The following is a 24,209-nucleotide window of genomic DNA, read 5'->3' on the forward strand; positions in this document are numbered from 1 at the left end:
TGATTGAATTTCTTACATTCACTATAAAATGAAATCGCTTTCTTTTCAAAATGGATTTTTCCGTATCGCTTAGGAAAATAGTTATAAAATTACGTAAAAAAAAGAAGTCACACGGCTGTGCAACTTCTTCTCAATTATTGCGCACTGAAATTCAAACGCATACTGTAAATCGGATTTAATGGATCATCCAAGCTTTCAAAATCAAAATTTTCGCCAACTGTACCAAATAATGAGAAGGAAAAAGAAGTGCTATGTCCTTCGATCGTTCCTAGTTCTCTGCGGTTATTGAGGTTTTTACCTGATGAGATCAACATGACTTGATTGTCATTCAGATTGTTTTTCACCCCTAGATCGATTTCTGTTAGTTTTTCGGTAGCTGATTGACTAACGACCGAACTCACTGACACTTGGACCGCACGTTCCGCATTGTTTTGGATTTGATAAGTTGGTGAGACAATACCATTACTTTCTTTACTCTCCGAAAAGGATACATTTGTAGGAATCGTCACATCAATGTACTCGGACGTATCTTCTAGAATCGTGACTTGACTGTTCAATGTCCGTGCATTGCCAGCTTCGTCTGTTAAGGTGATCGTTACACCATGATCGCCTACCGCTAAATCGGTAAATTGCACATTGTTTTCATACGCAACTTCGACTTGAATATCTGGTGATAATGACCAGTTGTCGGTCGGATCACCATCTAAAAATTCACGAGGCGCTGGTGCTGTTTGCCCCTTCGTGAACACTAACGGATATTTTAATGTTCCGTCAGGTGCCGTAGTATCTTCAATCCGTGGCATCGCATTATTAAAAATATATTCATTTCCAGCTTCATCGGTTGCTGTAATATTCATTGGATGGTAGGCATTGAATCCATTCGGAGATAAGTCATATAAGTGACGATGATTTATCAACTGGATATTTTCTAACTCTGACCAATTGTCCGCTAAATCGCTGATTAGTTCCCTTAATTCTTCCTGGGTAAAATCCCGATGACGATTGGCTTCAAACACCGTCCAATGGTTTCTAACTATACCAGTTGGTGCTTGCGTATCGATTACGCGATAGTTAACCGAATAGTCCGTATAGTTTCCTCGGATATCTTCTAGACGAACATTCGCATCATAAACGGTTGTCGATGGGGCAACATTGACAATACTTACGATATCCCCGTTATCATTACACAAGGAAAGATCAATTTGATCGGTTGGTGTCGTGTTGTCCAATGGGTCCTCAGTAAAGAACTGCAATAGCTCATCTTTCGTCAATTCATCTTTTCTTCGTGCTTGAAAATCAACAGGTTGCGTGACGACATTTCCTGTCGGACCTTCGTTATCTCCCGCAAGAAATTTGACTTCTTGTAACGCCGATTGATTTCCTTGTTCATCTTCTAAACGAATAAAGCCAATATATTCTTTGTACTCTAAGTCGTCTAACTCAAATTCGTTCCCTTCACTATCGACTAATTCGATGGTGATGTTTTCTGGCAAGCTCCAGTTATCATCGGGGGCACCGTTGAAAAACTGCAACAAATCCGTTTGAGAAAACGTATTCGAAGTGAGCGTAGAAAAATCAATGACTTCATCTTTGAAGCTAGCGGTTGGCGCCGTAGTATCCACTACCCGTGCCATGGTATTGTCAAAAATGTGTTCATTCCCGGATTCGTCGGATGCCGTGAGATCCAGTTGATGGTAAGTCCCTCCACTATTCGGAGACAAATCATATAAGTGACGATGATTCTTCAGTTGAATATTTTCTAACTCTGACCAATTATCTGCTAAATTATCAATTAGCTGGCGCAATTCTTCTTGGGTAAAATCGCGATGACGATTGGCTTCAAACACCGTCCAATGATTTCTGACTGTTCCTGTCGGCGCTTGTGTATCCACCACCCGATAATTGACTGAATATTCTGTCTTGTTGTTTGCTTGGTCTTGTAAACGAACTTTCGCATCATAAACAGTCGTTGACGGTGCGACATTGACAATACTCACGATATCGCCAACATTGTTACGTAAGGAAAGATCAATCTCATCGGTTGGTGTCACGTTATCTAGAGGATCATCCGTAAAGAAACTTAAGAGTTCCTCTCGCGTCAATTCCTCACTTCTTCGCGCTTGGAAATCAACTGGTGATGTTGTGACATTTCCTGTTGGACCTTCCGCATCTCTTCCCTGGAATTTTACTTCTTGTAGGTTTGATTGATTTCCTTGTGCGTCTTCTAAGCGAATATAGCCTGTATAAATGTTATCCTCTGACTCTAAATTTTGTAAATTGATCACTGAACCATTACTGTCAACGAGTTCGATTTTGATGTTTTCTGGTAATGTCCAGTTGTCATCCAGATCATTATTCAGAAATGCCAAAAGGTCTGTCCGTGAAGGAATAGCCGTTGTTACCCCAGAGAGGTCGATCGTCTCTGATTTCACTGTCCCTGTTGGCGCTATGGTATCAGTAATACGCAACTTCGTATTGAGCAATGAACGTTCATTACCAGATTCATCTGTCAATTTCACCCAATCTTGATAACTTGTACTAGGACTAAGGTTATATAATTTTTTTTCGAAAGTTAATGTGATGTTTTCTAATTCTGACCAATTATCTTTCAATCCGTTCACTAATAATCGTAACTCTTCTTGGGTAAAATCTCGGTGACGATTGGCTTGGATTGTGACGAAATCTTCGACTGCCGTTCCTTCTGGTGGTGTGGTGTCCACCACGACATAGTTTGTCGAAATGCGTTCATAGACGATTGAATTGGAAGAATCTGCTACATTGACTGTCATTGAACCAGTTCGACCTGGATACCACATATTGTTGTTTATCGTACCAGCAACATAGTAATAATAATTACGCGCATACGTAGGTACGGAATCAAACCAAGTATCACGTATTGTATCACTGGGTACACGAGCTGGACGTTGGGCTTCGATCGTCACAGGATTTTTAATTACATAAGTTATTGTTGGATTGATCGTCAATCGTCCAATCGTTTCATTTGAATAACTAAGATTCATCACTTTTCTTGGTGTCGCAATGTTTGGATATAGCGTCGCAACCCCTGTCGTACCTAAACCAACATTTCCGCGAATATCTAACGTTACAGCTTCATTTCCCGCCTGTACTCTTGTTACTGTGAAGTTGATAGTTGCAGTGAAATTGTTATTGATTGTCACCGTTGCTGCTACACTTATAGCAGCATTACTTGAAGAAATATTCGATAAAGTATACGTGTTTCCATGCGTTGAATGGTTCCCATAATACATCTGTGTGTAAAACTCGTCCGGCATTCCGGCATCACTGTCCGTGACGATCGATGAAATCCAACCATTATTTCCATTAACACGCTCAACCAATGAGTGTGTTGGTACAGTGACAGAGAAACTGGCAGTTGAGTTTGCGGCATTCGCTAAATTAATGGTTCGGTTGATCGCATTTTGTAATACACCTTCAAGATAAGAACTCCTACCATGATTCGTTAATTGAGTCACATTTTCTGTGGTCAAATTCAAGCGTGCTAAGTAATTCACCACTAGCGAATTTTCATCAAGTGGTGGTAAAACTGTTGCCTCAGTTGGTATATCCGTCGTTGGTTCTTCTGAGACAACTGGCTCTTCTTCGACCACTTGTGTTTCCTCTACAGTCGCTGGTTGCTCAGAGAGGATCGATTCCTCCGGAGCCTCTTCTTGTACTGTTGGTTCCTGTACTGTTGATTCTTGTACTGTTGGTTCTTCTATAACATCTTCTGGTGTTTCTTCAGATAAGTGGCTTTCTGACTGCTCTTCCATGATTTCCGTACTAGCAATCGTCTCATTTTCTATGGCAAATACTGCCGATGGCAACAATGTATGTTGGAACAATAGGACTGAAGTAGCGATCATCCGAATTTTTTTTGCTTTCAAAAATTCTGTCCCCCTTTCTCTTTCTTTTAGAATGTGCATGTTAAACCTACTGACTGTATGCATCTTTGAGATCAACTGGTAACTATATGTAGGCGTTAAAAAACTATGTGCTTGATCACAAAAAAGCTGCCTAATGGCTCATACAGATAGAGGATGTATCTGTTTCATTCAGTATAAACAGTTCGCAGAATCGCCTTCTCACGATCGAATAATTGTTTTATGTAATTCTTTCACTGAATGTTTTTTAATATCTAACAAAGATAGTACACATTCCACATTAAAATTATCCACAATTCCAGTATAGGAACAAAATCTTTTTTTACCGTTAGAAAGGCAAAAAAAATGGTTTTAACTTTAAATTAGAGAAACAAACATTGAATTTTAATCATATTGTTACCGAATTGCTCGATATGTTTTCTTGATATTCACTATATATTGCTGATTTCTCTTCATGTTTCCGTATTCTCACCCTCTATCTAAAACCAAAATTTCTATAAGTACAAATTAATGTTTTTTTCTATGAGAACTTCCAAACCTTTTCCTCATAAATAATTTTTTTAACTAAAATAAAAAAAACAGTAAGAAAGCATTTACTTTCTTACTGTTCTCTTATTATTCTATAAAGAATGCTAGGTTTTCTCTTCACCTATTTCATTTGATAAAAATTTTTTTTTACTGTGCATTGAAATTCAAGCGCATACTGTAAATCGGATTCAATGGATCGTCCAAACTTTCAAAATCAAAGTTTTCGCCAACTGTGCCAAATAATGAGAAGGAGAAAGAAGTACTATGTCCGTCAATCGTTCCTAGTTCTCTGCGGTTATTGAGATTTTTACCTGATGAGATCAACATCACTTGATTATCATTCAGATTGTTTTTCACTCCAAGGTCGATTTCTGTTAGTTTTTCCGTTTCTGATTGACTAACGACTGAACTTACTGACACTTGGACCGCACGTTCCGCATTATTTTGGATTTGATAAGTTGGTGAGACAATACCATTACTTTCTTTGCTTTGGGCAAAGGACACATTCATCGGGATCGTCACATCGATATACTCGGACGTATCTTCTAAAATCGTAACTTGACTGTTCAATGTTCGAGAATTTCTCTGTTGATCCGTCAAAGTGACTGTCACACCATACGTTCCCACTTCTAAATCTGCGAACGCGACATTGTTTTCATATGTAACTACCACTTGAATATCTGGTGACAATGACCAGTTGTCGGTCGGATCACCATCTAGAAATTCTCGTCCGCTTGGAGCTGTTTGTCCTTTTGTGAATACTAACGGATCTTTTAATACCCCCTCAGGTGCTGTGGTATCTTCAATCCGAACTTTCGTTTTTTCAAACGTAGTCGTATTTCCTGCTTCATCCGTGGCATCCACCTGTAGCTCATAATACCATTCACCAGGACTATGAGGAGGCATAGTATGTAACGGAACATTATTTGTTAACGTGATTGCTTCTCGTTCTGTCCAATTATCTTCTAAATCAATAAGTAAAGAACGTAATTCTTCCTGTGTAAAATCACGTGTACGCGTCGCTTCAAAGACAGTCGTTGTCTGATTGATCGAACCGGTCGGTGCTTGTGTATCGATCACGCGATAGTTAACAGCGTATTCCGTGTAATTGCCTCGAATATCTTGTAGACGAACGTTGGCATCATAAATGGTTGGCGAAGGTGCAACATTGACGATACTCACAGTTTCGCCAATATTATTACGTAAAGAAAGATCAATTTGATCGGTTGCTGTCGTATTATCCAATGGATCTTCGGTAAAGAACTTTAGTAGCTCGTCTCTCGTCAATTCATTCACTCGACGTGCTTGAAAATCGACTGGTGTCGTGATGACGTTCCCTGTCGGTCCTTCGTTATCTCCTGCAAGAAATTTGACTTCTTGTAGATCCGTACGATTCCCGTGTTGGTCTTCCAAACGAATATAGCCTGTATATTCTTGGAACTCCAAGTCATCCAACGCAAATGCATTTCCTTGACTATCGACTAATTCGATGGTGATATTTTCTGGTAATGTCCAGTTGTCGACAGGGGCGCTACTGAAAAATCGCAACAAATCCGTTCGAGAGAACGTATTCGAAGTGAGCGTAGAAAAATCAATGACTTCATCTTTGAAGCTAGCAGTTGGCGCCGTAGTATCAACTATTCTTGGCATAGTTCCTCTAAAAATATGTTCATTTCCAGCTTCATCAATTGCCGTGATATCCATTGGATGGTATCCATTTGGATCATTCGGAGATAAAACATATAAATGGCGATGATTTTCTAATCGAATATTTTCTGGTAATGTCCAATTATCCGAAATACTATGAAATAGTAGTCGTAATTCTTCTTGGGTAAAATCGCGATGACGATTAGCTTCAAAAATTGTCCAAGTTCCTTTAGCACTTCCTGTCGGCGCTTGTGTATCGATTACGCGATAATTGATCATTTTATTTCTATTCGCATTGCCTGCTTCATCTTCTACATTTAAAAATCCTGTATATGTTTGGAGTAAGTTAGGTGCTACTCCAGCAATCGAAGTAGCCGTACCCAGCGAGTCAAGCAATGATAATTTAATCTCATCATTCAAGGTCCAGTTATCCGACATCGAATCAACAAACGGTAATAACTCTGAGCGTTCAAGTCCGCCAATTCGTCGTGCTTGTAAATCTCTAGTAGTTGTATTGGTCGTAACGTCTGGAGATATTGTATCTATTACACGATACGTAACTGGTAAATCACGAAAATTACCAAATTCATCAGTTAGACGGATTGCTGCGTCATAGACATTTGTTATTGACGGAGCAACATTTCTGATACTTACTGTATTCTCAGAACTATCGATTAATGAAATATCGATTTGATCCGTTGGTGTACTATTATCCACTGGATCATCGATAAAGAATTTCATAATGTCTTCTTTTGTCAAATCATTCACTCTTGTGGCTTCAAAATCTACTGGCGTAGTCGTGACATTTGCTGTTGGTCCTTCGATATCTCTCAGATTAAATTTCACTTCCTGTAGCGCCGATTGATTCCCAAATTCATCTTCTAGACGAATATAACCTGTATGAACGCTATTTGATGGTTCTAGATTTTGCAAATTGATAACTTCCCCATTACTGTCTAACAGTTGGACGATAATTTCATCTCTTAATGTCCAATTGTCCTCCAAATCATTATTCAAAAATTGCATGATTTCCGAACGAGAGGGAATGCTTGTTTCAACATTAGAAAGATCGATTATTTCTGATTTCACTGTCCCTGTAGGGGCTAATGTGTCTATAATACGCATTCTTGTTTCGTAAAAATTTTGTGTATTTCCACTTTCATCTGTTGCATTTAGATTAATTAAATGAGTGGAGTTAGGTTCTAATTCCATCAAGCTTCTTGTAGATGCCATTCTAATATTACTCAACGTAGACCAATTATCTTGAAGATTATTTATAACCGAACGTAATTCTTCCTGGTTAAAATCTCGGTGACGATTTGCTTGAATATTTGTCCATTCAGTTTTTTCCATACCTGTAGGTGCTTCAGTGTCTACGACCGTCACATTTGTCCAAAATCGTGTGATCCCACCAGTGGAATTATTGATAAGATAAACTGGTAATTGATTAGTATAACCAGGAAACCAACCAGATCCAAGGCTTGTCGTGGAGAAACGCCAATTTCCTGAACCTGGTAATGTATGGAACCAACTTCGGATCACTTCTTGTGACAACGTTTGATTTCTTGTGGCCTGAACCGTCACATTCTCATGAACACCGACTTCTTCCTTTTCTTCCTCTTCTTCTCCCTCATCTTCCGCATTCACTGTCAATTGTCCAATCGTTTCCCCTGTATAACTAAGATTCATCACATGTCTTGGGGTCGCAATGTGTGTAAACTGAGTCGCAACACCTGTCGTACCTAAACCGACATTTCCACGGACATCTAACGCTACGGTCGTACTTGCCGCCTGTACTCTTCTAACTGTAAAATTGATCGTTGATGTAAAATTGGAATTGATGGTCACAGTAGCGGATACACTCACCGCTGCGTTACTTGACGAAATATTTGTCAGTGTGTAGGTATTTCGGTGAGTCGAATGGTTTCCATAATACATCTGTGTGTAAAATTCGTCGGGCATTCCGGCAGGACTATCCGTGACAATAGAAGAAATCCATCCATTACTATTGCCTACTCGCTGAACCATTGAATGTGTCGGTACGGTCACAGAGAAAGTCGCTGTTGCATTCACCTCGTTGCCTAAAGTAATGGTTCGGTTGATGGCATTTTGCAAGACAGCTTGGATATAGGAAATTCTCCCATGATTGGTTAATTCTGCTACGTTTTGTGCAGTTAAGTTCAGCCGTCCCAAATGGACAGATAGCGGACTTTCATCAAGTGGTGGCACTTCTTCTTGCGTTTCCTCCGTCGCTGGTGCTTCTGATGGTGCTTCCATAGGTGGCACTTCTTCTGCCACTTCTGATGGGGCTTCAGGAGTTTCCACTACTACTTCAGGCTCTTCGTGAGTAATTGGTTCTGGTTCTTCGACCACGTCTGTTGCTTCTTCAGATAAGTGGCTTTCTGGCTGTTCTTCAATGATCTCTGTATTAGCTATCGACTCGTTTTCTATTGCCATTACCACTGAAGGTAGCAATGCCTGTTGAAACAATAGGAATGATGTAGCGATAATCCGTATTTTTTTTGCTTTCAAAAATTCTCTCCCCTCTCTTATTTTTTGACAATGCATGTAATCATCTATCTTTTTGGATAAGCTGATTGAGATAAGTAATCGTTTAAAACGAGCTACTCGATCGTAAGTTTTCTGCAAAGTTCAGCTATAAATAAAAGGTATGTAGTTAGCTCAGGCACCTTCGCAAAAATCATTGCGAGTTATAAGTAGGATTTTTATGTGGAATCAATGGTTCAAACCCGCTAAAAAATGAAAAAAAACTCAAAAAATAATAATGCAAATGCCATACAAATATTATCCATAATTTTAAAATACTAATAAAATCTTTTTTTACCGTTAGCAAGGTAAAAAAACATCCCACATATGAACTTCAGTTGATAACTATTTTTTCGACTTTACCTTTTACTTATCTACACTAGATTAGTTACTATTCCTTGGACAAAAGGGGATAACTATTATATAGAGTAAAATAAGAAATTATTACTGATAATAAAATTTCCCTCAAAAGGAAATTTATAAAAAAAACCACATTCTCATGAAATCCAAATGATTTTCATGAGAATGTGGCATCTCGTTTTTATTCTTTTCTATTAGTACTTACTTATTAATTTGCGACGATATTGACTAATTTATTTGGAACCACGATTACTTTTCTGATTGTTTTTCCGTCTAGTTGTTCTTTGATACTATCATCGTCCATCGCTGTTTTTTCTAGTTCTTCTTTTGATAAGTCACGTGCAACACTAGCTTTTGCACGAACTTTTCCATTGATTTGGAAAACGACTTCTACTTCGTCTTCAATCAAAGCAGCTTCATCATAAGTTGGCCATGGTGCATAAGAAAGATCTTGTTCATTGCCTAGGATCGCCCATAGCTCTTCACCGATATGTGGCGCGATCGGTGCAAGTAATTGTACGAATCCTTCGATATATTCATAAGGTAAGGCATCGACTTTATATGCTTCATTGACAAAGACCATCAATTGAGAAATCGCTGTATTGAAATGTAGATTTTCGTAATCTTCTGTAACTTTTTTAACTGTTTGGTGATATACTTTGTCAAGTTTACCGTCATTCAGTGTCGTGATACGATCACGCATTTTATTGTTTTCGTCCACGATCAAACGCCAAACACGATCTAAGAATTTACGGCTACCTTCTAAGCCATTTTCACTCCAAGCAATCGATGCGTCTAATGGTCCCATGAACATTTCGTAGAGACGTAAAGTATCCGCACCATATGCTTCCACGACATCGTCAGGATTGACGACATTGCCACGAGATTTAGACATTTTTTCGTTGTTTCCTCCAAGGATCATTCCTTGATTGAACAATTTTTCAAAAGGCTCTTTTGTTGGTACCACGCCAATATCGTAAAGGAATTTATGCCAGAAACGAGCATACAATAGGTGAAGTACTGCATGTTCTGCCCCACCGATATAAATATCTACTGGTAACCAGCGTTCTAGTTTTTCATAGTTAGCTAGCTCTTTTTTATTGTGTGGATCGATATAGCGTAGGTAATACCATGAGCTTCCTGCCCATTGAGGCATCGTATTCGTTTCACGACGGCCTTTTTTACCTGTTTCAGGATCAACGACATTGACCCACTCGTCAATGTTTGCTAATGGTGACTCCCCTGTTCCACTTGGTTGGATATTGCTTGTTTTTGGTAAACGTAATGGCAACTCTTCTTCAGGTACGGTTGTTACTGTACCGTCTTCCCAATGGATGACTGGGATTGGTTCACCCCAATAACGTTGACGAGAGAATAACCAATCACGCAGACGATAGCTGACTTCTTTTTTCCCAACACCATGTTCTTCCAACCATTGATTCATCGCATCAATGGCTTCTTCTTTGTTCAATCCGTTCAAGAAATCAGAATTGATATGCGCACCATCTTCTGTGTAGGCAGCTGTTGAAATATCGCCACCTTCGATGACTGGTAAGATTTCTAGATCAAACGTTTGTGCAAACTCGTAATCACGTTCATCATGTGCCGGTACTGCCATAATCGCACCTGTCCCATAAGAAGCTAACACATAATCAGCGATCCAAATAGGGATTTCCTTGCCATTTACTGGGTTGATCGCATACGCCCCTGTAAATACACCTGTTTTTTCTTTAGCAAGATCTGTTCGTTTGAGATCTGATTTTTTCGCTGTTTCTGCGATATACGCTTCGACTGCTTCTTTTTGTTCCGGAGTTGTGATCTCACGAACTAAGTCTAGCTCTGGCGCTAGCACAGAGTAGGTTGCCCCAAATAACGTATCTGGACGTGTGGTAAAGACCGTATATTCTTTATCTGTGCCAGCCACTTTAAACGTTACATTTGCTCCGACTGAACGACCGATCCAGTTACGTTGCATTTCTTTGATGCTTTCGGGCCAATCCACAAGCTCTAGGTCATCGATCAAACGATCTGCATAAGCTGTGATTTTCAGCATCCATTGACGCATTGGTTTACGGATGACATCATAACCACCACGTTCACTTTTGCCGTCGATCACTTCTTCGTTTGAGATCACGGTGCCTAGTTCAGGTACCCAGTTCACGGCTACTTCTGCTTCATAGGCTAAGCCTTTTTCGTATAATTTAGTAAAAATCCATTGAGTCCATTTGTAATACTCAGGATCTGTTGTGTTGACTTCACGATTCCAATCGTAACTAAAACCAAGTGAATTGATTTGGCGACGGAAGGTTTCAATATTTTTTTGCGTAAATTCTGCAGGGTCATTGCCTGTGTCCAATGCGTATTGCTCTGCCGGTAGTCCAAATGCATCCCACCCCATTGGATGTAATACGTTGAAACCTTGACTACGTTTGAAACGAGCTAGGATATCTGTTGCTGTATAGCCTTCTGGATGCCCAACATGTAGACCTTGTCCTGATGGATATGGAAACATATCCAATGCATAGAATTTTGGTTTACCTGGTTCATCATGCGTATTGAAGGTGTTATTTTTTGCCCAATATTTTTGCCATTTTTTTTCAATTTCTTTGTGATTATAGCTCATCTTGAACCCCCTATTTTGATGTAATGATCTGTTTTTCTTTTAGCATCTGGCCTTGAAAAACAAAAAAATCCTATAAAAAGATTGCTCTTTTTATAGGACGTAATCTACGTGGTACCACCTAATTTTGCCTTACTGAACAAGGCCTTGAACGTTGTAACGGTCGTCACCGCCTCTGCTTACTGGGAGAACTGTTCAGCAGGTGCAACTCAAAGGCGAGTTCAAAAGCGTCCGTACACATTTTCACCAACCATGTGCTCTCTAAAACTTTCGACTTTTTACTACTTCCTTTTCAAACGTTGATCAACTAAATTTTTAGTAGCTTCATAGTAACAAATATTATTGAATCAATCAACTATTATTTCAGTTAGAACGATTATTTTGCAACGATCAAACTTTGACCTGGGTAGATAAAGTTATTTTTGATGTTGTTCCACTCGATCAATTGAGTCATTGAGATGCCATGGCTATCAGCTACACCCCAAACGGATTCACCTGCTTTGACTGTGTAACGTTTGCCATCATTAGACGTAGGTGCTGCTGTTGTATTTCCTTTTTTCACGACCACTTTTTGGCCTGGATAGATGAAATTGTTTTTGATATTGTTCCATTCGATCAGTTGATCCATCGTGATGCCGTGTTTGTCAGCTACACCCCAAACGGATTCACCTGCTTTGACCGTATAGATCGTATCACCAGACGTTGATGTGTTCGTTGCTGCTGACGTATTCGGTGTGCTTGGAGCAGCTGCCGGTGTTGTTGTAGGTGTAGATGTTGGCGCCGCTGTACTACCGCCTTTTACAATCAGCTTTTGACCTGGGTAGATGAAGTTATTTTTGATATTGTTCCATTCAATCAATTGATTCATTGAGATCCCATTTTTATTTGCGACGCTCCACACAGATTCCCCTGCTTTGACCGTGTAGGTGCCTGAGCCTTGGCTTGCTGTGTTTGAAGTCGTTGGATTATTCGTCGTTGTTGAAGGTGCTGGATTCGTTGATGCAGTGCTTGATGCGCCACCATTTGAAACAACCAACTGTTGTCCTGGGTAAATAAAGTTGTTCTTGATGTTGTTCCATTGGATCAACTGTGCCATTGAGATGCCATGGGCATGAGACACACCCCAGACAGAATCACCTGCTTTGACCGTATATTTTGCACCAGAAACTGAAGCACCTGTACTTGGTGTTGATGGTGTTGTGCTTGGTGCCGATGGTGTATTTACAGAAGCAGACCCACCATTAGAAACGATCAAGCTTTGTCCTGGATAAACAAAATTATTCTTGATATTATTCCATTGGATCAATTGTGCCATTGAGATGCCGTGGGCATTCGAGATACCCCAAACAGAGTCACCTGCTTTGACTGTATAACGCGTACCGGACGAATTGTTTGTTGTTGTTCCAGCAGAACTGCTACCTGTAGAAGCTGTATTGTTTCCTGAATTTGTTGTTGAAGAACCGCCAGCTGTACCACCTTTGATCGTCAACTTTTGTCCTGGATAAACAAAATTATTTTTAATATTATTCCATTCGATCAATTGCGCCATTGAGATGCCATGAGCATTTGAGATGCCCCAAACAGAATCACCTGATTTTACTGTGTACGTCGTTGAACCAGTAGTCGTACTTCCACTAGTATTTCCTGTATTTGTGCTTCCAGTGTTGGTGCTTCCTGTATTTGTACTTCCTGTGTTCCCTGTATTGATCGTATTGCCGCCGCCAGTAGTCGCACCACCGCCTGCATTTCCAGTTGCTGGTGTGTCATATTTAGTCAAGCCATACGTCATGATAAGATTGTTTAATTTTGTCGCATAACTTGGGTCCGTCGCATAGCGTCCTGTCAAATGGGCAGTAGCATCCGTATAAGAACGAGTATTACTCTTCCAAGCGCCTGCATAGTAGTAGCCATTACCAAATGAAGTATTTCTAAGTACATAGGCATTGTCACTAAAAGACTCTGCGAAAGAAGGATATTGACGGAAAGGTTCTTTTTTCGTCACCCATTGGTTGTTCAAGAATTCAAGCGTGTCCATATAAACAGTTTGTCCTTGGTAGCTTCCTTTGATCCCAAATAAGTTATGATACGGTGCACGTGATAATGTACTGCCACCCCAACCACTTTCGACGACTGCTTGAGCGATCATTACTGACGCATACAAATCATTCGCGTTTGCGATCGGTTGTGCAAATGTGGCAATTTCTGTGATAAATGCGGCGGTATTGATCCGAGAGTTCATTTGGATCGGTGTTTCATCCGCATTGACAGCGACTGATTGTAATACTGGTGCGACAGCTGAACAGCCCACCATTGCGGTTCCGACGATTGCCGCACTTCGCTTTACTTTACGGTAACGCTTTGCTTGTTCCAGACGTCTGCGTTCTTTTCGTCCTACTAATTCCTTTTGCATATACTATCCCCCATATTTAATTACTTTTATCTATCCTTATCAATAATTATAACTTCTCTTAATATTTATTAAAAGTTATTTAAGACTATTACGTTGTTTTGTAATCTTTATGTAATCTTTCGTAATTTTTTGATTTGACGCTTTTGTTAACCCTTTAATCAAACGATTCCGAGTTATTAAATTATATATGACCACCTATTTTTTAAATTAAATATGTCGGTTATATTACTTGAGGGTTGCTATTACATTACAACTTGCATAACAATATGTTTTTATTCATTGATCCAAGTGAACAGGAATAGAAAACTCTTGTTTTTCGTTCTTATAATAAATGCTATAATGGTTGGGCATGAAGGAGGAGTTAAATGAAAAATAAAAGAATCTTCCAAATCTCAGCCGCAAGTTGCTTCTTGCTTTTTCTAGCGTTGAGTCTACTTGTCTTATTTCGCGTGGATCTATTGTCTAGTTTTGACCAAACACTGACCCATTGGATTCGTATTCCTTATCCTGATTGGAATCCATTTCAGCGGTTGATCACGACATTTGGAAATGCAATAACTGTCATTTTAGTATTTGGATTAGTTGCTCTTTGGTTGTGGCACAAGAAAAAAAGAAAAGAACTGTATTGGTTCATCTTCAACTTTGTGCTAGTTGCTGGGATATTAAATCCACTAATCAAGCTGTTGGTGATGCGTGACCGTCCAAGTCTGCAACATTTAGTGGTCGAAACGACATATAGTTTTCCCAGCGGACATGCCGCAACGAGTATGATCTTGTATGGCACACTGATTTTTTTGATGCCATCTTTGATCAAGACGAGAGAATGGGCATGGATGATCCAAGTATTGTTAGGTTTACTGATTCTGAGTATTGGCGCTAGTCGTGTCTATCTGGGTGTCCATTATCCTAGTGATATCCTCGGTGGTTATAGCTTGAGCCTGTTTTGGTTATGCTTGACTTATCCTTGGTATGTCCAACAACGCTTGCCATTTACACAATCAAATAGGAAGAAGGGATTTTAATGGAATTTCCTTATGCTGAAGGAAATAAACGTTACCATTCTTGGAATTATGCGTTACGCCATGAATTTGGTGGAAAAATTTTTAAAGTACCGATCGATGGTGGCTTTGATTGTCCCAATCGTGACGGGACAGTTGCCCATGGTGGCTGTACCTTTTGTAGTGTTTCTGGCTCTGGTGATATGATCGTTGCTCCAGAAGAGCCACTACCGATCCAATTTCAAAAAGAAATCGATATGATGCACAAAAAATGGCCACAAGTGAATCAATACATCGTTTACTTTCAAAATTTCACAAACACCCATGCGCCAGTCGAAGTCATTCGTGAACGATTTGAACAGGTCATCAATCTACCAGGTGTCGTTGGTTTATCAATTGGTACTAGACCAGATTGCTTACCCGATGAAGTCGTTGATTACTTAGCTGAATTGAATCAACGTTTATATTTATGGGTAGAATTGGGCTTACAAACGACTTATGAAGAAACCTCCATCCTGATCAATCGAGCCCATGATTATCAGACGTACCTAGACGGTGTTGCGAAATTACGGAAGCACGACATACGTGTATGTACGCATTTGATCAACGGTTTACCGGGAGAATCCTTGGAAATGATGCGGGAAAATGTTCGTCGCACGATCTTAGATTCTGATATCCAAGGAATCAAACTACATTTGATGCACTTGATGCGTAAAACGAAGATGTTACGAGACTATCATGAGGGCAGACTGCAGTTGATGAGTCGAGCAGATTATGTATCTGTCATTTGTGACCAACTGGAAATGATTCCTCAAGAGATCATCATCCATCGTTTGACTGGCGATGCACCTTGGGACTCCTTGATCGGGCCAATGTGGAGTTTGAAAAAATGGGAAGTCTTGAATGCGATCGATGAAGAAATGATTCGTCGCAATAGTTACCAAGGAAAGTACAATATTCGAGAGGGAGTCAAAAGCGGATGTTAAAAACGGCACTTCATTTTAGCCATACGCTATTGGAGGAAATCATCCAACCGGGAGATCATGTGATTGATGCGACGATGGGTAATGGGTATGACACCGTTTTTCTAGCAGAAAAAGTCGGAAAAACCGGTCATGTATATAGTTTTGATATCCAAAAACAAGCATTGGCGTCCACGCAACAGAAATTGTCAGAAAAGGGCTTATTGGAGCGGACGACCCTGTTTTTACAAGGACATGAAACCATTGGTGCGGTCATTTCTGAACAACAACCCATCAAAGCCGGCATCTTCAACTTAGGCTATTTACCCAAAAGTGATAAATCCGTCATCACGCTACCTGAAACGACAAAAACAGCGATGGAAGAAATCTTGAAACGTTTAGTTCCACAAGGTCGCATGATCATCGTCGTTTATTATGGCCATCAAGGTGGCGAAGCAGAACTAGATATGGTACAAAGCTTTTGCCAAGCATTACCTCAAGAACAATTCAATGTTTTGAATTATCAATTTATCAATCAAAAAAATAATCCTCCGATCTTGTATTGTATCGAAAAAAAGAAAAGTCACAACTAATAAAAACCTCCTTATCTTCTAGTGTGATAAAACTGAGAAGATAAAGAGGTTTTTCATTTTTTTAGCAAAACCTAACGACCAATTAGAATGCCATTTTCTTAATGGTATTCACTTGATTACATTTGTCCTATGATTTGGTGAAATACTGTTTTAGCACACGAATGATCAATATTGTTACGCCTACTGCCAAAATAAAAGTGATGATGGCTATTAGGATTCCTAAAATACCCATGATGTTCTCTATGTTCTATGTAACACGCTTAGACAAAAACCACTAGCCCGCCAGCTAGTGGTTCTTGGTCGTAATATGAACCTGTTCTTTGTTGAATAAATTATACTATAATACAATTAACATTCAAGTGTGTCTGTGTATTTAGAATAGAAATTCATCGTCACTCCTATTGATCAAACGATTATCAAGAGGAATACTTGATTAAGTGCTTTTTATTGTACGTAGTCATGGTTCCTAAAATCATTGACCTGACTTAATAAGAAATCACAGATTCACTTCCCAATAACTGAAAACTATTTGCCACAACTTTTGTTACATAAATACACTAGCCTTGCTAATTTTCCAAGGTTCATGTTTGGATTCATCCAAAAGCGCCAATCCGACTGCATTACATGAAAAACACCAAACCAAGGGCTTCTTGATTTGGTGTTTTTCGACTTCCATTTGAACATTCGTTACACAATGACGGGAGTGAGACATTCGTTCTCTCCCACCACCTAAAACCGAATAAACGGCGGTAACAGAAGGAACCTCTTCGGAAATAAGGCTGAACACTTCTGTCCCAACCGCCTATTCAAACACAAACTGATTATGATACAACTCCGCATAGAAGCCATCTTCTGCTAATAGTTGGTGATGGTTTCCTTCTTCGATCACTTTACCATCACGTAAAACGACGATACGATCAGCATTCAAAATCGTCTTCAAGCGATGGGCGATCACGAAACTTGTCCGACCTTTGATCGCTTCATCCATTGCTTTTTGGATTCTTGCTTCAGTTACTGTATCCACGTTACTTGTTGCTTCATCTAAAATCAATAGGTCTGGATTCGTGATGATTGTTCGCGCGATACTGATCAATTGCTTTTGCCCCGTACTGAACAAATTATTTTCTTCAGAGACGTGAGTATCATAGCCGTGTTCTAGCGTCTGAATAAAGTCATGGATATTTGCTTGTTTCGCTGCGCTAACTACTTCTTCATCCGTTGCATCTGGTTTACCAAAGACAATATTGTCTCGGATCGTGCCAGAAAATAGAACTGATTCTTGTAGAACGATGCCGACATGTCGACGCAAATCGTCTAAATCATACTCGCGGATATCTGTTCCGTCAATGCTCACAGAGCCACCGTTCACATCATAGAAGCGATTCAACAAGTTCATGATCGTTGTCTTACCTGAACCAGTTGGGCCTACTAAAGCAACCATCTCGCCTTTGTTCACATCAATGGAAACATCATTTAAGACTAATTTCTCTGGACTATAACCAAAATCAACATTCGTTAATGATAAGCCTTTTTCGATTCCAGCAAATGGTTTGCCATTTTGTGGCTTCACTTCATCTTTTTCAGCAAACATTTCATTCAGTCTTCGCGCTCCAGTGATCGCTAATTGGATCATACTGTAGCCAGAAGAAATTTGCATCAATGGTTGATAATATTGTTGGGAATATTGGACGAAAGTAACTACTAATCCTAGCGCTACTGAACGTTCCAGATCACCATTCAACGCTAACCATCCACCAAAGAAAATCACGATCGCGGTGTTAACTAAAGACATGCCTTGCATCATTGGGAAAAGCAACCCTGAGTATGCTTGTCCTTTAAATGTTGCTTCACGAACAGTTTGATTATGGGCTAAGAAGCCTTCGATTGTTTCTTCTTGCAGACCATTCGTGATGATCACGCGTTGGCCACTAATTTTTTCATCCATGTAACCATTCAATTTACCGACTTCATCTTGTTGGATGTCGACATATTTGCGGGCTTTTTGAATGACTAGGACAGCAATCAAAATCGCTACCGGTGTAGAAGCAATCGTCGCCCAAGCAAGTTGGACATTTTGGCGGAACATCATGATCAAGATACCAACTAATAGAACCGCATTCGTGATCACTTGAAGAAGTGCTTGGTTCAAACTATTTTGGATATTATCCAAATCGCTAGTGAAGCGACTAAGAATTTCTCCGTCTTGATGGGAATCAAAAAAGCGGATCGTTAATTTTTCTAATTTATTGAATAGACCAATACGCATCCGGTTCGTTGATTTCCCGACCACTTGTGTAAATAAAATACTGTAAATAAAATTTGCCGCACTGGCTAAAACATAAAACATCAAAAGCTTCCAAATAATCGAAAGGAAATTACTTTTATCATCGACACCTTGCATCAAAGCACCGATGTAATTTGCTAATTCTTGGAAAGCTTCCCCGATATATTGAGGTGCTTTTACCTGTAAGTAAGTTGCTGCAATCACAGTAATAAAGATAAAGAAGAAGGAAACCTTGTACCGCTTTAAATAATGATAGAAAAACTTACTTGCTTTAATCAAATCAGTCATGGCTACTCCTCCGTTCCTTTTTGAGTTTCGAAAATCTCTTGATATACCTGATTGTTCGCAACGAGTTCTTCATGCGTTCCTTCACCCACTAGTTTTCCTTCATCCAATACCAAGATGCGGTCTGCTTTGACAACAGAAGCAATCTTTTGGGCGATAACGATCGTTGTCGTGTCTTTCAACTCACGATCAAGGGCTTCGCGAACCAGTTTTTCTGAACGGGCATCTAATGCACTGGTACTGTCATCTAGAATCAGGATCTTTGGATGACCGATCACACCACGTGTGATAGATAAACGTTGTTTTTGTCCACCAGAAAAGTTACTACTACGTTCTTCGACTGGTGCTTCATAACGATCAGCTAATTTCTCGATAAATTCTTTGGCTTGAGCGATAGAAGAAGCATTCTCCATATCCTTTTCTGTTGCATTCTTGTTCCCTTGACGTAGATTCTGGGCAATCGTGCCTGAAAAAAGAATCGCTTTTTGTAAAACAAACGAAACGGTATTTCTTAAACTGTGTTCATTCACTTGTCGTAGATCAACACCACCAACTTCTACTTTTCCTTCTGTTGGATCGAACAAGCGTGGAATCAATTGTGCTAAAGTTGACTTTCCTGCTCCGGTTGCCCCAACAATACCAATCATTTCACCAGGCTCGATCGAAAAAGTGATATTTTTGAGTGTGTCTGCATCATCACCAGGATACCGGAAAGACACGTTTTCAAAACGAACAGAACCAGTCAATTCTTGTTCAGGTACATCTAGATAAGTTAAATCTGGTTCAGTATCCAAGATTTCTTTGATCCGTTTCAATGAAACGGCAGCTCTTGAGGTCATCATCATCATCATACCGCCAATGATGATCGCCATCATGATCTGCATCAAATAGTTCATAAATGAAGCAATACCACCAATCAGGGTTGGATCATCTTTTGCAAGATCACTAACGAAGAAGATTGCGCCCACCACAGCTAAGTTCGCAGCTAACATAAATGAGGGAATCATGACTGAAAATAATGTTCCAACAATGATATTGTGCTTTGTTAAATCTTCACTGACTTTACTAAACTCATTCAACTGATTTTCTTCTTGGACAAACGATTTGACTACTCGAATCCCCATTAGATTTTCTTTTGCGATACTATTAACTTTATCGATCAGTTTTTGGATGATCATAAAGTGCTTGCCCATACGTGTAAAGGACAGCGCTGTGATCAAGAATACAGTAACGATCAAAAGAACGATGATCCACCACAACTGAGGCATTGTTGCCATCGCAAGAATAAATGCACCAATAAACAGAAACGGGATACGGAACAAAGATTGCAAAGAAATCATAACTAAGTTTTGGATCTGCGTAATATCGTTCGTTAAGCGCACCACCAAATTTCCAGCAGAAAACTGTTCAATATTACCAAATGAGAAGGTCTGGATCTTGCGAAACGCTTCCTCCCGGATATCTGCACTGACACCTTGTGCGACTTTAGCAGAAAATATCGTATTCGTGACTCCAGCTGCTAAACCTAGGAGTGCTAAACTAATCAAAGAAATGCCAATCGTACGCATTTCATCGCTGTCTTCCGTGATGATTGCTTCTAGTACTTGTTGCAACAACTTAGGTTGCCAAAGCGTAGCTGTCACCATAAGTGCGACAGAAAGCAAAGAAACAAAAACAGCTAATCGATAGTTTTTTGCATGTTTTAAAATAAGCTTCATATTTGTGACTTACACCTCTCTTTTTTTATAATAAATCGTCCTATTTTATAATTCGTAAAAATAGACCGACTAACAATTTACCATGTTTGAAAAAAGAAATCAACCTGTAATTTTTTAACGCTGGAACTACTTTTATAATAGAAAGAAACTTTAAAGTGTCTGTTTTTAAATACACCTTCTTTCTTCTTGAGTTTATCTTCCTCTCACTATAAAAGGTACGTTATGGAATTCTTCTTTATTATGCTTATTTCCAATCCGTTTAGCACCTATCTTGCTCGCCACAATAAAAAAGAAGTGATCTTGATCGATCACTTCTACATTTCTTCTACCATTCATAAGTAGACTTATTCGCCTTCTCGTTCTCTTGTCCAAGGGAGGCCCAAAGATAAACTAGCGGCAAATGCTTTATAGGCTGTTCTCTCCTGCTGTCTCGTAGCACGTCGTTCATCATATCCCTTGCAGACTAATTGTTCTTCTGCTGATTCAGGCATGACATGTGGCACCGTAAACTCTTTTTCAAGGTTCATATGTGAAGGAACCGCAACGAATGTCGTAAAGCAAGTAGCAGCCAAATAGCGTTCACCTGTCGTTAAGTTTTCACCGATGATCTTCACAAAAACCTCCATTGATTTCTTATGGGCACCCGACACGTAAGATTCCACACAAACGGAATGATTTTCATGCAAAGGCTTCAAAAAATTCAAACTATCTAAAGAAGCAGTGACTGCCCCTCTGCGGCAATGACGGGTGACCGAAATCGACGCTGCATCATCGATCATTGCCATTAGTTTCCCTCCAAAAAGATACCCAAATGGATTCAAATCAAAGGGAAAGATCCGATGTGTTTGGATAACCATCGAGTCTTTGCAATACTTTGTTTCTTCCATACGTGGTCAGCTCCTTTTGTTGAACAACCAAGCGAGAGCTCGTTGGATCCATTGGTCCCAAAAAATCCAATCATGTTCACCAGGACCATGTTCGAATGTCACATCGATGTTGTTTTCTTTTAAAATTTCTGCCATTTCTTGGTTGGCTTGATAGAGAAAATCGGATTCTCCACAAGCAAGATACATGCGTGGGGCTTCTTTGCCACTGTTAGCTAAGGCTTCAACAAGGTAGGCTGGATCATTTACTGAATTTTGGATGCTATCTAGTGGACCAAAAATCCCTTCCCAGAACTTGGCTTGACGGATCATCAATAAGTCGTCCATTCGATTACCAACCGACACCGCACCTGAGAGAGAAATAATAGCTGAAAAATGTTCGGGCTTTGCTAACCCTAATTTCAACGCACCATATCCGCCCATTGAAAGACCGGCTGCATACGTTTTTTCTCGTTTCGTTGTCAGTTGTGGGAACAATTCGTGACAGATTTCTGGTAATTCTTCTGAGATAAACGTCCAGTACTTCATATCATACGTTGTGTCTGTGTACCAACCTAAATCCGTTGATGGCATGATGACGGCTAACCCGTAATCCGCCGCATATCTTTCAATGGAAGTCCGTCGTTGCCAGACACTATGATTACCTCCCATACCATGTAACAGGTAAAGCACTGGAACATCCGTCATATTGGCCGACGTACTTGTCCCAATCACTTTTTTGGTTGTCTGAGGTAAAATCACATTTAGATTGACTTCCATTTCTAATACGTTTGAATAAACATTTGCTTGGATAAATGCCATATGTTTGTCGCCTTCTTTACTTTATTCAGATCGTTTTTCTGACAACAATCTGTAAATTTACTTGTATTCTTTTATTGTAGCATTTTTTTGACGAATTAAAAATGTTAGCCCTAGCGCGATGATGACTAATAACAAGCCCACCAGATAGACTTGGTGTAACCCATGATACAAAATTTCTCGTAATGGTGTTAATATTTCTGCGTCAATCATTTTTGCTGTTTGTGGATTGACTAATTTGTTCATGATATCCGGATCGTCTGTCAATTGTTTGGCAGCAAGTTCAGCTTGCGTGACCCGGTTGATCAATAATCCAAAAACTGCGACCATCACTGTTTGCCCAATGGTGCGGACTAACGTATTAAACGAAGTGGCAACACCCATTTGTTCTGAAGGCACACTGTTTTGTGCGCTGACAGTCGATGTTGTCATTGTGATCCCTAAGCCGACACCGATGATCGTTGAAATCAGGAAGAACCATAAAAAATTACTTTGAAATGGCATCAGCCAAAGTCCTGCACCACCGATAATGGTAATGAACAACCCAATACGTAACACTCGATAGGTGGTCATCTGGGTCATCCACTTACTTGCTAAGAACGAACCAACCATCCAAACAAGAGAAAGTGGTGCCAAAACTAATCCACCAATTGCCGCATTAAGTCCTAATACTCCTTGCATCCACATTGGGATATAGACATCGATCCCCATTAAAAAACCACTTGCTAAAGCTGCTGCTGCATTCACAACGACAAAAAGCGGGTTTTTAAATAGGTGTAGCATGATAACAGGATCTTCTGCTCGTTTTTCGACGAACAGGAATAAGAAAAAGAATAAAACACTACCTATCAATAATGCCAACACAAATGGTGTCAGCCCTTGATCACCTAATAATTGAAAACCTAGTAACAGCAGAACCAATGTGAACATCAAACTAAAACTACCTTTAAGATCCATCGGTTTTGCTTCACGAGTTGTTTTTGGTTCATTGAGATAGAGCCAAATCAGTACCATCAGTAATAACCCAATTGGCACATTGATGAAGAAAATCCAGTGCCAACTCAACGCTTCCACAATAAACCCACCAGCTAATGGACCAAACACACTAGCGATTCCCCAAGCTGAACTATTTAAACCCAATACTTTTGCTCGTTTTTCAATCGTGTACAAATCGCCAATGATCGTCAATGCGACTGGCATCATTGCTCCTGCACCCATCCCTTGAATTGCCCGCGAAATAATCAAGCCAAGCATAGATTGAGAAAGCCCACAAAAAAGTGAACCGATAATAAATAATAGCGTACCAAAAATAAAAATCGGTTTTCTTCCAACTTTATCTGCAAGCTTCCCATAGATGGGTGTCAACATGGCATTCGTCAATAAATAAATCGAAAACACCCAGTTCATCATTTCCATGCCGTGCAGTGAACCAACGATCGTTGGCATTGCAGTCGTAACGATTGTCCCCTCAATCGCCGTCATAAATGTAGCGATGAACACGCAGATCGTTACGACTTTCACGTTTGTTTTTCTTTCCATTCTCAAGCCCACTCCTTATCGTAACTTCCGTTATTTAAATGGCATCATCTGCCTAATAAACTTCGACTCTGCTAAAAAAGCCAAAATACTCTAAAAGTAGCATAAGCTACTTTCGAATATCCCGGCTTACTGGT

Annotated in this window: 12 protein-coding genes and 1 other annotated feature; of the genes, 3 read left to right on the forward strand and 9 right to left on the reverse strand. The window is 39.7% G+C overall.

Annotated elements, in window-relative coordinates; genetic code table 11:
• Window positions 1-134: 134 nt before the first annotated feature.
• The 4 genes from I2F89_RS11115 to I2F89_RS11130 form a co-directional block, all read right to left on the reverse strand.
• Window positions 135-3,905, reverse strand: a complete 3,771-nt coding sequence (locus I2F89_RS11115; RefSeq protein ID WP_195514333.1) for a hypothetical protein — start codon at window positions 3,903-3,905, stop codon at window positions 135-137.
• Window positions 3,906-4,577: 672 nt separating this feature from the next.
• A complete protein-coding gene (locus I2F89_RS11120) occupies window positions 4,578-8,609 on the reverse strand; it encodes a hypothetical protein (protein WP_195514334.1) in 4,032 nt (1,343 codons plus the stop codon).
• Window positions 8,610-9,192: 583 nt separating this feature from the next.
• The gene (gene leuS, locus I2F89_RS11125) at window positions 9,193-11,607 is read right to left on the reverse strand and encodes a leucine--tRNA ligase (RefSeq protein WP_086335570.1); all 2,415 of its coding nucleotides are present in this window, start codon (window positions 11,605-11,607) and stop codon (window positions 9,193-9,195) included.
• Window positions 11,608-11,697: 90 nt separating this feature from the next.
• Window positions 11,698-11,908, reverse strand: a binding site (T-box leader).
• Between the two features lie 72 nt (window positions 11,909-11,980).
• Entirely contained in the window at window positions 11,981-14,014 is a 2,034-nt protein-coding gene (locus I2F89_RS11130; RefSeq protein ID WP_142433546.1) for a LysM peptidoglycan-binding domain-containing protein, read from the reverse strand.
• Window positions 14,015-14,379: 365 nt separating this feature from the next.
• On the opposite strand from I2F89_RS11130, the gene I2F89_RS11135 reads away from it, so the two are divergent.
• The 3 genes from I2F89_RS11135 to I2F89_RS11145 are packed head-to-tail and all read left to right on the forward strand — an operon-like array spanning window position 14,380 to window position 16,567.
• Window positions 14,380-15,036: a phosphatase PAP2 family protein gene (locus I2F89_RS11135; RefSeq protein ID WP_071867920.1), complete on the forward strand. Its 657-nt coding sequence runs from the start codon at window positions 14,380-14,382 to the stop codon at window positions 15,034-15,036.
• Window positions 15,036-15,998 carry a TIGR01212 family radical SAM protein gene (locus I2F89_RS11140; RefSeq protein ID WP_071867919.1) on the forward strand — a complete coding sequence of 321 codons (963 nt, stop codon included), beginning with the start codon at window positions 15,036-15,038 and terminating at the stop codon, window positions 15,996-15,998. Before I2F89_RS11135 ends, I2F89_RS11140 begins: the two co-directional genes overlap by 1 nt.
• A complete protein-coding gene (locus I2F89_RS11145) occupies window positions 15,992-16,567 on the forward strand; it encodes a class I SAM-dependent methyltransferase (RefSeq protein WP_142433544.1) in 576 nt (191 codons plus the stop codon). The genes I2F89_RS11140 and I2F89_RS11145 overlap by 7 nt, the downstream gene beginning before the upstream one ends.
• Before the next feature lie 802 nt (window positions 16,568-17,369).
• On the opposite strand, the gene I2F89_RS11150 is transcribed toward I2F89_RS11145, so the two are convergent.
• The 5 genes from I2F89_RS11150 to I2F89_RS11175 form a co-directional block, all read right to left on the reverse strand.
• Window positions 17,370-19,139 carry an ABC transporter ATP-binding protein gene (locus I2F89_RS11150; RefSeq protein ID WP_086335567.1) on the reverse strand — a complete coding sequence of 590 codons (1,770 nt, stop codon included), beginning with the start codon at window positions 19,137-19,139 and terminating at the stop codon, window positions 17,370-17,372.
• A 2-nt stretch (window positions 19,140-19,141) separates the two neighbouring features.
• On the reverse strand, window positions 19,142-20,854 hold the full coding sequence (locus tag I2F89_RS11155) for an ABC transporter ATP-binding protein (RefSeq protein WP_071867916.1): 1,713 nt from the start codon (window positions 20,852-20,854) through the stop codon (window positions 19,142-19,144).
• A gap of 344 nt (window positions 20,855-21,198) precedes the next feature.
• Window positions 21,199-21,741: an acyl-CoA thioesterase gene (locus I2F89_RS11165; protein ID WP_161642671.1), complete on the reverse strand. Its 543-nt coding sequence runs from the start codon at window positions 21,739-21,741 to the stop codon at window positions 21,199-21,201.
• 6 nt (window positions 21,742-21,747) lie between these two features.
• Entirely contained in the window at window positions 21,748-22,539 is a 792-nt protein-coding gene (locus tag I2F89_RS11170; protein WP_195514336.1) for an alpha/beta hydrolase, read from the reverse strand.
• A gap of 57 nt (window positions 22,540-22,596) precedes the next feature.
• Window positions 22,597-24,075 (reverse strand): MDR family MFS transporter, encoded by a 1,479-nt coding sequence (locus I2F89_RS11175; RefSeq protein ID WP_071867914.1) that lies wholly within the window; start codon window positions 24,073-24,075, stop codon window positions 22,597-22,599.
• Window positions 24,076-24,209 lie beyond the last annotated feature (134 nt).

The organism is Enterococcus sp. 1001283B150225_161107_E12 (assembly GCF_015556925.1).
GTDB lineage: Bacteria > Bacillota > Bacilli > Lactobacillales > Enterococcaceae > Enterococcus_B > Enterococcus_B mundtii.

What these genes read in the sequence shown, in the direction of transcription:
- leuS (WP_086335570.1), bottom strand. Translation starts at nt 11,607, where the DNA reads ATGAGCTATAATCACAAAGAAATTGAAAAAAAATGGCAAAAATATTGG.
- I2F89_RS11130 (WP_142433546.1), bottom strand. Translation starts at nt 14,014, where the DNA reads ATGCAAAAGGAATTAGTAGGACGAAAAGAACGCAGACGTCTGGAACAA.
- I2F89_RS11135 (WP_071867920.1), top strand. Translation starts at nt 14,380, where the DNA reads ATGAAAAATAAAAGAATCTTCCAAATCTCAGCCGCAAGTTGCTTCTTG.
- I2F89_RS11140 (WP_071867919.1), top strand. Translation starts at nt 15,036, where the DNA reads ATGGAATTTCCTTATGCTGAAGGAAATAAACGTTACCATTCTTGGAAT.
- I2F89_RS11145 (WP_142433544.1), top strand. Translation starts at nt 15,992, where the DNA reads ATGTTAAAAACGGCACTTCATTTTAGCCATACGCTATTGGAGGAAATC.
- I2F89_RS11150 (WP_086335567.1), bottom strand. Translation starts at nt 19,139, where the DNA reads ATGACTGATTTGATTAAAGCAAGTAAGTTTTTCTATCATTATTTAAAG.
- I2F89_RS11155 (WP_071867916.1), bottom strand. Translation starts at nt 20,854, where the DNA reads ATGAAGCTTATTTTAAAACATGCAAAAAACTATCGATTAGCTGTTTTT.
- I2F89_RS11165 (WP_161642671.1), bottom strand. Translation starts at nt 21,741, where the DNA reads ATGGAAGAAACAAAGTATTGCAAAGACTCGATGGTTATCCAAACACAT.
- I2F89_RS11170 (WP_195514336.1), bottom strand. Translation starts at nt 22,539, where the DNA reads ATGGCATTTATCCAAGCAAATGTTTATTCAAACGTATTAGAAATGGAA.
- I2F89_RS11175 (WP_071867914.1), bottom strand. Translation starts at nt 24,075, where the DNA reads ATGGAAAGAAAAACAAACGTGAAAGTCGTAACGATCTGCGTGTTCATC.